We start from the raw sequence: 13,585 nt of genomic DNA, 5'->3' as shown, positions 1-13,585 counted from the left end.
TTTATGTTCAGCTTTTAAACTGTTATCTTATAAGGGAATCCACTGGTGCGTTCTATTTGTCGCGACAATTGATGTTATACTAAAGCAATTATTTTAAGCTTTTCAGTGTAGTTAAGTTTATTTGCACATGTTTATTTACAGCGTTGTACAGACATGGAATCCTCTGAGACAGATTCTGACACCTGCTTATATCGTCTTTTTTTAGACTATCATAAGTTCTAATTTTGGGGTGTTACTATCACTTAGAATGAGCTACTTGAACAAAATCATAAGTCTTTTATAAAGGCTTACAGGAGATTCAGACTCAGCATATTAGCTCAATATTTGAGCTTTATATGTAAGAGCGCAGTTTTGAGTTAATTTCGGATTTACATTGATTTTATTTGAAATCAATACAGACACACCAAATTTTAATAATATATCGACAGGAACAATAACAATGTCAAAAGACACTGATAACCCCAATTCTAACACCTCAAACGAAGCCAGTAAGACCAATAAACCACAAGATACTGTCACTTTTGCTTTAGCTCAATCACATTTTTTGGTCGGTGATATCGCAACCAATGTCGAAAAAATGCGTACCCTAGCATTACAAGCACGCGAACAAGGTGCTGACGTTATCGTATTCCCAGAGTTAGCTCTTTTGGGCTACCCTCCACAAGATTTATTGCTACGTCCAAGCTTGTCTGGCCGCGTCAAAAGCGCTTTGTCTACTTTGAGTGATATCGATGATATCGTCATGATTGTCGGCTATCCGCATGTCGATCATCACGGTACTTTTAACTCTGCTGCCATCCTGCATAATGGTCATCAAAAAGGCTTTTATCATAAGCAAATTTTGCCAAATTATGGCGTGTTTGATGAACGTCGCTATTTCGATAAAGGTCGTAATCAAGTTTTATTTGACTATAAAGGCATTACCATTGGTCTGCTTATCTGTGAAGATTTGTGGGAAAAAGGGCCTATCTCTGAGCTTAAAAAGCAAGGTGCTGATTTAATCGTAAGCTTAAACGCCTCACCTTTTGAGATTGAAAAGCAGGACAATCGCAAGACTATGCTGGCCAAGCGTAGCCGTGAGAATAAGCTACCTATCGTCTATGTCAATGCTGTCGGCGGGCAAGACGATCTAGTGTTTGATGGTGGCTCTATGGCTGTACAAGCTGACGGTAGCATTGCTCATGAAGCGCCGCGCTTTATGAACCAGTTGCTACTGGCTACGTTAGATGTAAAAACTGCTAAGTTTAACGAGCAGACCAAAGCGCCTCTAACCTTAAGCCGTGAGTCTGAAATGTATCAAGCGTTAGTCGTCGGTCTACGCGACTATGTCAACCACTCAGGATTCTCTGGCATTATTGTTGGGTTGTCAGGTGGTATTGACTCAGCATTGACACTCTGTATCGCTGTTGATGCGTTAGGCGCTGACAAGGTATATGCAGTCATGATGCCATACGAGTATACCTCTCAAATCAGTCTAGAAGATGCTCAAGCACAGGCGCGCCGCTTAAATGTTTCTTACACCGTCTGCCCTATTTTTGACGCTGTCGAAGGCATCCGTCATACGCTAGCGCCGTTATTCAATAAGTCGCCAGCAGATACGACTGAAGAAAATATCCAAGCGCGCGCTCGCGGTGTTATTTTGATGGCCTTGTCTAATAAATTCGGTCATTTGGTTATCACGACTGGTAACAAGTCAGAATTGGCAGTGGGTTACTCGACACTATATGGCGACATGGCTGGTGGCTTTGACGTACTAAAAGACGTGTATAAGTCTCAAGTTTATAAATTGGCGAGCTATCGTAACCGTTTAGAGGATACGCCGGTTATTCCTGAGCGCGTTATTACTCGTCCGCCATCAGCTGAATTACGTCCAGATCAAAAAGATCAAGACAGCTTGCCGGACTACGATGTGTTAGATGGTATCTTGACGTCATATATCGATGAAGACATGGGCTATCAAGAAATTATTGATAAAGGCTTCGATGCTGAGATGGTCGCCAAAGTCATCAAAATGGTAGACAACAGCGAATACAAACGCTTGCAATCTCCTATCGGTACTAAGATTAGCCACAAAGCTTTTGGACGTGAGCGTCGTTACCCATTGGTCAATAAGTGGTCAATTAAAGGTTAATTACTACACACCTCTCAACTTTTACTATCTATAAGTTGAGAGGTGCTAGTTCACCAGTTTTACAAGATATCGAATTTTTTACTATTAGCTGGGTGCTTGCCCAGCTTTTTTGGTTTTTATCCACCAAAAATTTTTACATCTAACCCGATTCTTTTCCACACAGTTTCACCAACTATTTTGCCTTAATTATCTTTATTTCTTTTTCGAGTACGTCATGAGTTTGCTAACCGCTAGTGTTTTTCTTCTTTTACTGCTTGCCTTAAGTACCTTTGTCTCTGCTGCTGAGATTGCCATTGCTGCAGGCCGCAAAATCAAGCTCCAAATTATGGCAAAAGAAGGCGATGTTCGCGCACTTGATGTGCTCAATATGCAAGAGCATCCTGGTAGCTTTATCACCGTAGTACAAATAGTGCTAAATGCGGTCGCTATTTCAGCTGGTGCCGTGGGTGAGTCGGCCATTAGTCCTTATCTCGAGCAGTTATTGAATAGTGAAACGATAGCATCGGTTATATCGTTTGTACTTATTACGAGTTTGTTTTCACTACTTGCTGATCTAATGCCTAGGCGTTTGGCCATGTCAAATGCAGAGACGATAGCGGTACGGCTCGTACGCCCGATGATGCTATTAATATTTATACTAAAGCCCATTATATGGGTGTTCGATGGGGCTGCAAATATCCTGTTTAAACTTTTTGGCATCTCAACCATACGTCAAGATGATATGACACCAGAAGATATTTATGCAGTGATGGATGCTGGTGCTGAAGCAGGTGTATTAAAGAAGCAAGAGCATCACTTGATCGAAAATATCTTTGATATGCAAGAGCGTACCGTCACCTCAGTGATGAATCCTCGAGAAAATATCGTTTATTTTGATACCAAGACAAGTACCGAAGAAGTCGTGAATATCATGATTGAGCAGCCACACAATAAGTTCTTGGTCTGCCATGATGACGATTTAGAACATATCATTGGTTATGTGGAATCTCGTAGCTTTTTAGCTTTGGTTTTGAACCAACAAGAAGTTAGCTTAACGAACAAGACTCTATTGAAACCAGCACTTTTCGTGCCTGATACGTTGTCTTTGTTTGAAGTATTAGAGATGTTTAAATCTACTGGCGCTGATTTTGCAGTCATCGTGAATGAATATGCCCTAGTCGTTGGTGTTATCACCTTAAAAGACGTGATGAGCATTGTGATGGGTGAGTTGGTAACGCTCGAGGAACAACCTATTGTCCAGCGCACTGACAACTCGTGGCTAATCGATGGCATGACCCCTATCGAAGATGTGATTCGTGCATTAGATATCGTCGACTTACCACGAAGTCAAAATTACGAGACTATCAGTGGATTTATGATGTATATGCTTCGAAAAATCCCTAAAAAGACTGACACGATTGAGTATGCCAATTATCGATTTGAGATTATTGCGACTGATAATCTTAAAATTACGCAGATGTTAGTCACCAAATTAGAAGATGTCATTTAATTTACTGGCTAGTTAAAGAATGCTTAACTAGCCTATTCACATTGTTTTAAGCACGTTGACCAAAGATAGCGGTGCCGACACGTACCATCGTTGTGCCGTTTTCTATCGCTTCTGCCATATCGCCACTCATACCCATACTAAGCGTATCCCAATTATTTAATTCTGGACAATCGGCTTTGACCTCTTCAAACAACTGCTTAGTTCGAGCAAAGGCATCCGTATTTGCTTTAGCAGGAATAATCATCAAACCTCGTAGCTGTAAACGCTCATACTCTTTGATCGCTGTTATCAGTTCTGGCAACTGGGCTGGCAGGCATCCTGACTTGCTATCTTCATTATCGATATTTAATTGGATCAACACATTCAATGGCGGCAGGTCAGCTGGTCGTTGATCATTCAATCGTTTGGCGATGATATCGCGCTCAACCGTTTGCACCCAATCAAAGTGCTCTGCAATGTCACGTGTCTTATTACGCTGAATACTACCGATATAATGCCAAACGATACTCTTGCCTACAGGTTGAGCTTTAAGAGCAGTAATTTTTTCGATGGCTTCTTGTAGATAGTTTTCACCAAAATCACACTGTCCCTGCTTCGCTAAAGTTGCGATCATATCGGCAGGTTTCGTTTTCGAAACAGCCAGCAGCATAACATTATCAGCCTGTCTGTCAGCATGATCACACGCTTGCTTCATCTGCTTACTAACTTGTTGCCAATTATCGATAAGTGTCACTTCATCAATATTGCCATTCATTTCCTTCATGCTCTGCCCTTATTGCTTGATTAATTTTTTGAGATTTTTTTCTGCAATTTTTATTATAAAAAAAATATAACTATCCGATTTTTAAAAGTAAATTAGAAATAACTCCTATAAGAATTATTTTAAAACGATCCAGTTTTGGTTTTTCTTAATTTAGTAGATGGTTAAATACTCATAGTCTTGTTATGATATTGTTACATGCTTTAACATATGCTGCTGAATATGCTAGTGATGGTAAAGACCTGTACTGGTGAACTTCTTATCATCTCTTATTATACTAAGGCTATCGATAAATAGTTTACCACGTACTTTTATAGTGTTTTGTCTTACCTAGACTAAGTGATAGGAATATCAAATTATGGCTGAAAAAAATAATCTTAATATCGAAGACTTGCTGCGCTTTACGGTTAAGCATAAGGCGTCAGATTTACATATTTCAGCGGGTATGCCGGCAATGATACGTGTTGATGGTGAAATGACACGTATTAATATGCCAGAGATGACCCATCAAGTTGTGCATCAGCTTATTTATGACATCATGAATGATAAGCAACGTGCCGACTTTGAGGAGTTTTTTGAAACGGATTTTTCTTTTGAAATTCCTAATCTAGCACGTTTTCGTGTCAACGCTTTTAATCAAAATCGCGGTGCAGGCGCTGTATTTCGTACCATTCCTTCCAAAGTATTAACGATGGAAGACTTAGGTATGGGCGATGTCTTTAGACGCGTTTCAGACTTTAAGCGTGGTGTGGTTTTGGTCACGGGCCCAACCGGCTCAGGTAAATCGACAACACTTGCGGCGATGATTGACTATATTAACGAAAGCCGTAAAGAGCATATTTTAACTATCGAAGACCCGATTGAATTTGTGCATCAGTCTAAAAAAAGCTTGATCAATCAACGTGAAGTACACCGTGATACTTTGGGTTTTGAGCCAGCATTGCGCTCTGCCCTACGTGAGGATCCTGATGTTATTTTGGTCGGTGAGCTGCGTGACCTTGAGACCATCCGCTTAGCACTTACAGCGGCAGAGACCGGTCACTTAGTGTTCGGTACTTTGCATACTAGCTCAGCCGCTAAGACAATTGACCGTGTTATTGATGTGTTCCCAGCGGCTGAAAAAGACATGATTCGCGCTATGCTGTCAGAATCATTGCAGGCTGTTATTTCACAGACATTGCTGCGTCGTCAAGCAGGTGGACGTATAGCCGCCCATGAAATCATGATAGGTACCCCTGCTATCCGTAACTTGATACGTGAGAACAAAATCGCTCAAATGTACTCTGCCATCCAAACAGGTGCAGGCGATGGCATGATCACCCTTGATCAGACGTTAAAGAACTTGGTAAGTAAGGGAACCATTAGTAAAGATGTTGCACGTCCTTATGCCAAGCAACCCGAGGCATTTTTATAGTATTGATAGATAGTACTAACAGATACCACTAAAAATAATAAACAACTTATGGTCTCTGTAATTACTCTCTTACTTTTTACTCACGTATTTAAAATATGATTTTAACTGACTTACATCTGGTACAGGTGCGATATGGACATTGATAAACTATTACAGTTAATGATCAGCAAAAATGGCTCTGACCTTTTTATTACTGCTGACGTAGCACCTTCCATGAAAGTGAATGGAAAAATCTTACCTGTCGGTAGGACACCTTTGAGTGCTGAGCAAACCATGAGATTGGTCAAAGGCGTAATGACGCCAAGCCAGCAAAAAGAGTTTGAAGAAACCAACGAGTGTCAATTTGCCATCTCTGATGAAGCACAGCAAGCTCGCTTTCGAGTCAGTGCATTTGTACAACGCGACATGGCAGGAATGATTTTACGGAAAATTGAAAACAACATTCCAACGGTCGAAGAGTTACGTTTACCGCCAGCGCTAAAAGAATTGGCCATGAAAAAACGTGGTATTGTTCTATTAGTTGGCGCAACGGGTACAGGTAAATCTACTACCCTTGCAGCAATGATAGGACATCGCAATCAAAACTCTCATGGTCATATCATTACGATAGAAGACCCTATTGAATTTATTCATAAGCATCGTGGCTGTATTATTACTCAGCGTGAAGTTGGTATCGATACCCATTCATTTGAAGCAGGCCTAAAAAACACGCTACGCCAAGCACCCGATGTCATCTTAATCGGTGAGATTCGTAACCGTGAAGTCATGAACTACGCTATCCAGTATGCTGAGACAGGTCATTTAGTATTTGCAACGTTGCACGCAAACAATGCTAACCAAGCAATCGATCGTATCATTCACTTCTTTGAAACCAATCGCCATAATCAATTGTTTATGGATTTGTCGTTGAACCTGCAAGCTATTATCGCGCAGCAACTTATCCCCACACCTGATGGTAAAGGGCGACGCGCTGCTATTGAGATTTTGCTAAATTCGCAGCTGATTAGTGACTATATTCGTAAAGGGGAAGTTCATGAAATCAAAGATGTGATGACACGCTCACGAGACAGTGGTATGCAAACCTTTGATCAGGCACTTTTTGATTTGTATGAGCAAGGAGAGATAACGTATAAAGAAGCGATTCTACATGCCGACTCTCCTAACGATTTGCGCCTCAAAATTAAGCTTAGTAGCAAAAACGGTAAGGCTAATTTAGATGAAGGTGCTGATAGTTTATCGTTAGATGTAAGCTAAATTATTGCGCTTTCTAGGCATAATAGACATATAAAAAGAAACCCTCGTTATAAATAACGAGGGTTTTTTACTGTTCGATATCGTAGTGCTGATAGAAATAAGCGTTTCTACTTATACGCTAGACAATTACTTCGCGCTATCTCTACAGGCTTGATCCGCGCAGATACCATATAGCACAAGAGAATGCCCAGACAGTTTAAAGCCATGTTTTTCTGCTACTTTCAGCTGCTCTTCTTCGATGACTTCATTATGAAACTCTATAATTTTGCCACACACATCACAAACTAGATGATCGTGATGCTCTTCTTGGGTAATCTCGAATACAGATAGATTGTTTTCAAAGTTATGACGCTCAACAATACCTGCTTGCTCAAACTGTGTTAGGACACGATAGACAGTGGCAAGACCTACGTCTTCACCTTGCTCGATAAGCGCCTTATACACTTCTTCTGCACTCATGTGATGCAGCTCTGCGCTTTCTAATAGCTCTAAAATTTTGATACGAGGTAACGTGACCTTGAGTCCTGCTCTACGTAAATCTTGATTGGTAAAAGAAGCCATAATATCCCTTTTGACTGTGACAGCCTTAACTAATAGAAAATATGAGATGAATAATCAACAAAGATTATTTTTATTTAATATAAAGTAAATGATTAATAATAAACTGATGAAACTTACGCAGACATCTCTCTTATTATTTTCTAAATATCGAGATGCAAGCCTATGAATTTAAAATATAATTAATCTAACTATTCAGATTGTGTTTGGTAAATAATGTCGTAAGTGGTAGGCAATTGCAAGTAAATGACGTATCATTTGTCCAAGATTGTCGGTCAGACTGGTACGACCTAACGCTGGCCACACCTAATTCATTTCTTATGAGTCATCTTACCATGATAAAGACATTAAATTTCCGTCCGTTAAGCCACACAAGCGCATTACGTAAGATCGTTATCACCAGTATGCTTAGCGCTACTGTTGCTATGTCTGGCTGCTCATTATTGAGTGTTTATAAGATTGATTTGCCACAAGGCACAGCGATTACGCAAACCCAAGCCCAGAAGCTAAAAGTGGGGATGAATCAAAACCAAGTTCTTTATACTCTTGGTAGCCCTGCGATTCGAGATACTCTTGAGCCTAAACGCTGGGATTATATTTATGACTACAAAGCAGGCACTGAAGGTAGCCGTAAAGGCATCGCAGATGTTAAAAACGCCAGCCAGCATTTAGTTGTTTATTTTGATGATAATGGTTTGGTCACGCGCATCGAAGGTATTGAGAGTCTGCCAGCATCATAGTTAGCGAAACCTATTGGCTTAGATAGTTAACGGTTAGCTACGAGATTTATTTTTGCGCTGAGACATAGGATCAGCGCTTAAACTGCGATATACCTCGATACGGTCAAAAGGCTGTAACAAATAGCTTAGTGGCTGTTTCTGTGCATAAATCCCTACATGCCAACGTTTCGCAGTTGGCGTGGTGATATCTATTACTTGCTCACACCACTTTGCCAGTTCTGCAAACTTTTCAAGCCATCCCGCTTGTGCCAATGCTTCATGCAAACTAGTACCTTGTCTAACCTGCAAAGCTAGATAATGCTGGCGCTGCTCATTTTCAGCATACGCCAGATATACGGTCATTAGATTGGCTTGCGTAGACTGTGGCACACTGTTGTCACGACCTTCGACTGTTAGCTCAACCACTGCATCACCCAACCTATCAGTGCTAGCAGTAATGCTAATGGTACGACTAAACGTATCGCCACTCGCCACAAGTTATAAACTGCTTCATTACTAAAATTTAGTGACTTGCGTAGATGGCTAATCTTCATCTGCCAACCCGCAAATACTGATAATAATAGTACAGCAATGCTACTAATAATGACCAAGATGCCAACTAACCATGCTGTCGGAATCGCAACCACTAATAATAACGCTACAGCAAAAGTGATTATCAAACTAACCAATAATCCAAACTTATGTGTTAACTGTTGCGTGCTGTAATGTAGTAAGTAACTGGCCACAAATAACACCCCGCCCCAATATAACAGCTGTCCAATTGGTGGTAGCGACATACCATTAGTAAATAAAGCCACTACTCCTATCAGCAGTTGCAACACCCAAATCGGTAACACTAACTTGGTTGCACGGTACTCACGAGTAGCAGCTCTATTGTTTGCTTGCTGATTGGTTGCTTCTACCGCTGTGACTGTCTGCTTACTCACCAAGTTCTGACCGAACCAGTATAGTCCTGTACCCGCACCAACACTGACTAATGCTAACGCGACGGCGCGAGCCCATTCAGTCAAACTGATATCAGTCATAGCAAAACCAGCATTGGGTACACCGTTTGCGAACCCTAGCAGCAATCCTATTACCATCAATCCTAAACCAATGGGTAAAGGCGCAACACCCAGCAAGCTTAAGAGTACCGCGATGACCATCAGGCCTGCAGCAACTGCGAAGCTAGGTACATCGGGTACGCTATTTAGCTCAGTTAATGCAGACAATATACCCGTACTTGCGCCAGATATAACCAATGCTGCAATCACAATAGAGACTAATGCCGCTAACCAACCAAAGCTACGCCAGATCGGACTGACATCTGCTTCACGAGTGAGCTTTTGCATACCCGCTAGAGGGCCTTCAACGCTACGATAGGCCAATGCTATCTCAGCGTAAACAACTGGCAGCGCAACCAATACCATGGCTAATAGCCATAGTAACCAAAAGTCAATCTCACCAATTGACGCAGGTGCAAACCAACGAAATAGCAATAACGGCAGTAGCGCCGCGATAAAATAAGAAGCATAACGGATCATCATAATTTCAATCCAAACGATCTAATTAATACCATTCACAAAAACTGGATTGGCAAACAAAACAAGTGCCATTACCATGCATGGTAGACTGAACATGTTTGACAAGGCTAATCGTATTTTGAAAATCGGTATAAAGTGAATAACGATAATTTATAATTATACAGAGCAACGACTGGCTTCTGTAAATGAATTCAGCTAAATACTGTCTTAATATAAGGGACAAACAGTTATAAAAAAACCCCGAAATCGGGGTTTAGTCATTCAGATATAATCAATATGCGATTCAGTACTTAGTGACTTTACTTAATAGTCTTCTATGCAAAGCAAAGTATGTATCAGATACTGAATTAGTGCGACTCAATTAGTGAATAGCACTTACATAGTCTGACAGGATACGAATGTCACGATCTGATAGTTTCGATGCAACCGTTTGCATCATACCCATCTCGCCTTCTTTGGCTGCATCATTGACTCGTTTTTGATCATCGCTATCGATATCATCAACACGTCCAGCGGCACGGAATAATTTTAGCTGAGTAGCAATATACTGAGCGTGCTGTCCGCCTAGCTTTGGAAATGCAGCCCAAGTATTACCTGCAGCATCTGGACCATGACAGCCGGCACAACCAATAACACCGCGCGACTTATCACCGCCCAAGAATAGCTTAGTCGCTTCTTGGTTGGTTGCAGGATTGCCGTAGCCAACGCCCCAAGGCGCTTGACTGGCGTAATAGCCTGCTACGTTTGCTAGGTCTTGTTGAGACAGATTAGCAACTTGTGACTGCATGATACCGTTTTTGCGATAACCTGCTTTAAAGTTGACTAGCTGTTTATATAGGTACTTTACGTTTTGGCCGCCAAGGTTTGGCTGTGCAGGAACAATGCTGACGCCATTAAGACCATGACAAGCGGCACAAACGGTTTCTGCAACTTTTTGACCTGCATTGACGTCATATTCAGGAACAATAATAGCAGCTTGTACGCTGAAACTTGCAACGCATAAGCTGGCAGCAGCGATTAACTTTTTCATTGATACAAATCCTACTAGCTCGGCGTAAGCATTATTTAGAGTGATTGCACTGGTAAGATACCTGATATAGCCGCCTCTTTAATCATGAGAATGGCGTATATTTTGAGGTCTTGGACACAAGCAGTCTGAAAGTACTTACTAACATCAGGGTTTATTTTCGATTATTATAGCAAGACTTTGTATCATTTGCCTACTTAATCATAGTATCCATCAGTTTTCTGGCAACACAATATATAATATGCCGCAAAAACAAAAAGCGCAGATAGGTTGTTAACCCAGCGCTTTATTTTATATGTTCAAATGATATCTATAAGTCGATTATTTGCTCATATATTCGATAAGTTTACGATAATCGTCATCACTACATTTGTCGCAAAGACCACCTGCTGGCATCTGCGGCATACCACCTTTGACAGACTTAATGAGTGTCGGCATACTTTTTTGTTTAATCAGCTGTTGCCATTTGGCACTATCACCTTTTTTGATGGCATTTAACGCCCCACTATCGTGACAGGCTGCACATGAGTTATTATAGGTAGTGGCGATATCCGCCGCACTTGCGCTGCTAAACATAATGCCAATTAATAATAGTGCAGCACTGCTAGCCGTTATAGCGCGATAACTCGTGCTAAGAAGTTTACTGATTGAAAACATAGAGCACCTCCTCGTGATATTTCACGTGTCTCATCAATCGTTCTATTAAACGTCTCTCGTTAAACATTGTAACAATATATGTCATATAAACATAGGGAATTTGGATATGGCTTTGTTAAAGCTGAGAACTTGTCTTAATGACTGGCCAACTTTAATGTTATCCTACTATTTATATGATGCTAATCGCAGTTATTTCAATAAGTAAGACACGGAATAGTATAGAATAGCCAGTAATATTAAATAGCTACTTTTATGATTTGCACATAACTGTATTGATAAAGAACAGCGTTTTAACTTGATTTACCTATTGCCTTACCAATTATCTGACTGTATCGATGACTTGAGTCATCAGCTAACTAAAATTTTATAATCGCATCCAATTTTTTAAGATTAATGAGCCATTTATGAGTACCCCGTTTAACGATGTCGCCGCTGAACATGCCTTGTTCAATACCAAATCTCGTCAGAAAATTCAGCAAACTGAATTTATGATGTCAGCACCTACCTTTCGTCTCTGTCCGCCTGACATGGGATTGGAAGTCGCTTTTGCAGGTCGCTCAAACGCTGGCAAATCATCAGCCATCAACGCCTTAACCAATCAGCGTCAATTGGCTCGCTCGTCTAAGACACCTGGACGCACGCAGATGATTAACTTTTTTAGTATCGGTGATACTGACAGACGTTTGGTCGATTTGCCTGGTTACGGTTATGCAGCTGTTCCGCTAGAGATGAAAAAAGAATGGCAAGTTGAGCTAGAAGAATACCTGGTATCACGCTCAAGCCTTGCAGGTCTGGTACTGATGACAGACATTCGTCATCCACTTAAGTTTTTTGATGAGCAAATGCTACACTGGGCAAACGATGGTGAGCTACCAGTACATATTTTGCTGACCAAAGCAGATAAACTGAAGTACGGTGCTTCTAAGAACGCCCTCCTTGAGACTCGTAAACGCCTGAAAAAACTGGGCTTAAACTGTACCATTCAGTTGTTTTCAGCCCTTCGAAAAGAAGGTCTCGATGAGTTGGCTGGGATAATGGGCAACTGGTATGAGTATCAGCTTGATGCAGACAAAATCATCGAGTCTTCTTTTGCATTGCTAGAAGGCGCTGAGTTAGAAGATGCTATTGAAAAAGAAAGCGTTGAAAAAGAAAGCGGTGAAAAAGAGAGCATTGATAAAGAAAACAAATAAATATCGTTGTCTTTAGCAAAAAAGGGTTTATCGCTATTACGATAAACCCTTTTTTATTCCCTGTTTATTCACTCATTATTATTATCGGTATACTATAAAAACAACGAGAATGATAAAAGTAGCTCTACCCGCATAACAAGTCTACTAGCGCTTGTGGAGTATCAACTTGATAGGTTGGATTTTGTGCAGCAAGCTCTGCACTCGTTGCCGTACCATAGTTCACCGCTATACTGGTCATGCCCAATGCTGTTGCCATTTGAATGTCATAGATACTGTCGCCGATAAACACAGCATCAGAAACCTGCTGCTGCGTATAATCCAAGATATCGGTCAACATCTGCGGATCAGGTTTTGAGCCTGACTCATCAGCACAACGCGTAATCGCAAAATAATCATGGCTATCTGAGGCATCTAGTACACGATCTAGCCCTTTTCTTTTTTTACCAGTTGCTACGGCGAGCGTTTTGCCTTGCTGCTGCAAAGTTTGCAACATATGCTCTATCAGCTCAAATAGCGGCGTACTGTGACTATTGGCAATATAGTACTCTGCATAGGTTTGCTGAATCTCAAGCAACTGCGCATCGTTTGCCTGCGGATATAAAATCTTAATCCCATTCATTAAACTCAGACCAATGATATCTTTTACGGCTTTATCAGTCGTTTTAAACCCGTGTGCTTCGCCAGCTACATGCATAGAATCAACAATCAGGCCGATTGAATCCATTAGGGTGCCGTCCCAATCAAAAATAATCAACGTCTTATCAGACAGATTGTGTTCTGCTGATGGTTGAGTATTTATGATGCTTTCTGAAATTGTAGCTGGTTTGGTCATGGAGTCACCT

At 41.0% G+C, this 13,585-nt stretch carries 13 protein-coding genes; 6 read left to right on the top strand and 7 right to left on the bottom strand.

Annotation, left to right across the window (positions count from 1 at the left end):
• Window positions 1–439: 439 nt before the first annotated feature.
• On the top strand, window positions 440–2,131 hold the full coding sequence (locus tag JMY00_RS01760) for an NAD+ synthase (protein ID WP_201548552.1): 1,692 nt from the start codon (window positions 440–442) through the stop codon (window positions 2,129–2,131).
• Window positions 2,132–2,345: 214 nt separating this feature from the next.
• Window positions 2,346–3,620, top strand: a complete 1,275-nt coding sequence (locus JMY00_RS01755) for a hemolysin family protein (protein WP_179798172.1) — start codon at window positions 2,346–2,348, stop codon at window positions 3,618–3,620.
• 46 nt (window positions 3,621–3,666) lie between these two features.
• On the opposite strand, the gene JMY00_RS01750 is transcribed toward JMY00_RS01755, so the two are convergent.
• Entirely contained in the window at window positions 3,667–4,383 is a 717-nt protein-coding gene (locus JMY00_RS01750; RefSeq protein ID WP_201578894.1) for a YggS family pyridoxal phosphate-dependent enzyme, read from the bottom strand.
• A 355-nt stretch (window positions 4,384–4,738) separates the two neighbouring features.
• On the opposite strand from JMY00_RS01750, the gene JMY00_RS01745 reads away from it, so the two are divergent.
• On the top strand, window positions 4,739–5,794 hold the full coding sequence (locus JMY00_RS01745; RefSeq protein ID WP_057758253.1) for a type IV pilus twitching motility protein PilT: 1,056 nt from the start codon (window positions 4,739–4,741) through the stop codon (window positions 5,792–5,794).
• A 132-nt stretch (window positions 5,795–5,926) separates the two neighbouring features.
• Entirely contained in the window at window positions 5,927–7,048 is a 1,122-nt protein-coding gene (locus tag JMY00_RS01740; protein ID WP_201578893.1) for a PilT/PilU family type 4a pilus ATPase, read from the top strand.
• Window positions 7,049–7,174: 126 nt separating this feature from the next.
• Here the strand turns inward: JMY00_RS01740 and fur are convergent, their stop codons facing one another.
• The gene (gene fur, locus JMY00_RS01735; protein ID WP_057758249.1) at window positions 7,175–7,609 is read right to left on the bottom strand and encodes a ferric iron uptake transcriptional regulator; all 435 of its coding nucleotides are present in this window, start codon (window positions 7,607–7,609) and stop codon (window positions 7,175–7,177) included.
• A gap of 317 nt (window positions 7,610–7,926) precedes the next feature.
• On the opposite strand from fur, the gene bamE reads away from it, so the two are divergent.
• Window positions 7,927–8,346, top strand: coding sequence for an outer membrane protein assembly factor BamE (gene bamE / locus JMY00_RS01730; protein WP_057758247.1), 420 nt, complete (start codon window positions 7,927–7,929; stop codon window positions 8,344–8,346).
• A gap of 33 nt (window positions 8,347–8,379) precedes the next feature.
• Here the strand turns inward: bamE and JMY00_RS01725 are convergent, their stop codons facing one another.
• The 4 genes from JMY00_RS01725 to JMY00_RS01710 all read right to left on the bottom strand — a co-directional run bounded on the left by JMY00_RS01725 (window position 8,380) and on the right by JMY00_RS01710 (window position 11,553).
• Window positions 8,380–8,751 carry an RnfH family protein gene (locus JMY00_RS01725; RefSeq protein WP_228707032.1) on the bottom strand — a complete coding sequence of 124 codons (372 nt, stop codon included), beginning with the start codon at window positions 8,749–8,751 and terminating at the stop codon, window positions 8,380–8,382.
• Window positions 8,739–9,872: a hypothetical protein gene (locus tag JMY00_RS01720; protein WP_201578892.1), complete on the bottom strand. Its 1,134-nt coding sequence runs from the start codon at window positions 9,870–9,872 to the stop codon at window positions 8,739–8,741. The genes JMY00_RS01725 and JMY00_RS01720 overlap by 13 nt, the downstream gene beginning before the upstream one ends.
• Before the next feature lie 358 nt (window positions 9,873–10,230).
• Entirely contained in the window at window positions 10,231–10,899 is a 669-nt protein-coding gene (locus JMY00_RS01715; protein WP_101205531.1) for a c-type cytochrome, read from the bottom strand.
• Window positions 10,900–11,217: 318 nt separating this feature from the next.
• Window positions 11,218–11,553, bottom strand: a complete 336-nt coding sequence (locus JMY00_RS01710) for a c-type cytochrome (RefSeq protein WP_201578891.1) — start codon at window positions 11,551–11,553, stop codon at window positions 11,218–11,220.
• Between the two features lie 404 nt (window positions 11,554–11,957).
• Between JMY00_RS01710 and yihA the strand changes: the two genes are divergently transcribed.
• Window positions 11,958–12,743: a ribosome biogenesis GTP-binding protein YihA/YsxC gene (gene yihA / locus JMY00_RS01705; RefSeq protein WP_201578890.1), complete on the top strand. Its 786-nt coding sequence runs from the start codon at window positions 11,958–11,960 to the stop codon at window positions 12,741–12,743.
• A 124-nt stretch (window positions 12,744–12,867) separates the two neighbouring features.
• On the opposite strand, the gene JMY00_RS01700 is transcribed toward yihA, so the two are convergent.
• Window positions 12,868–13,575 carry an HAD-IA family hydrolase gene (locus JMY00_RS01700; RefSeq protein ID WP_201578889.1) on the bottom strand — a complete coding sequence of 236 codons (708 nt, stop codon included), beginning with the start codon at window positions 13,573–13,575 and terminating at the stop codon, window positions 12,868–12,870.
• Between the last annotated feature and the right edge of the window lie 10 nt (window positions 13,576–13,585).

This window comes from Psychrobacter sp. Pi2-52 (assembly GCF_904846705.1).
Classification (GTDB): Bacteria; Pseudomonadota; Gammaproteobacteria; order Pseudomonadales; family Moraxellaceae; genus Psychrobacter.
The sequence above is the reverse complement of the archived record's forward strand: the minus strand, read 5'-3'. Positions and strand labels throughout refer to the sequence as shown.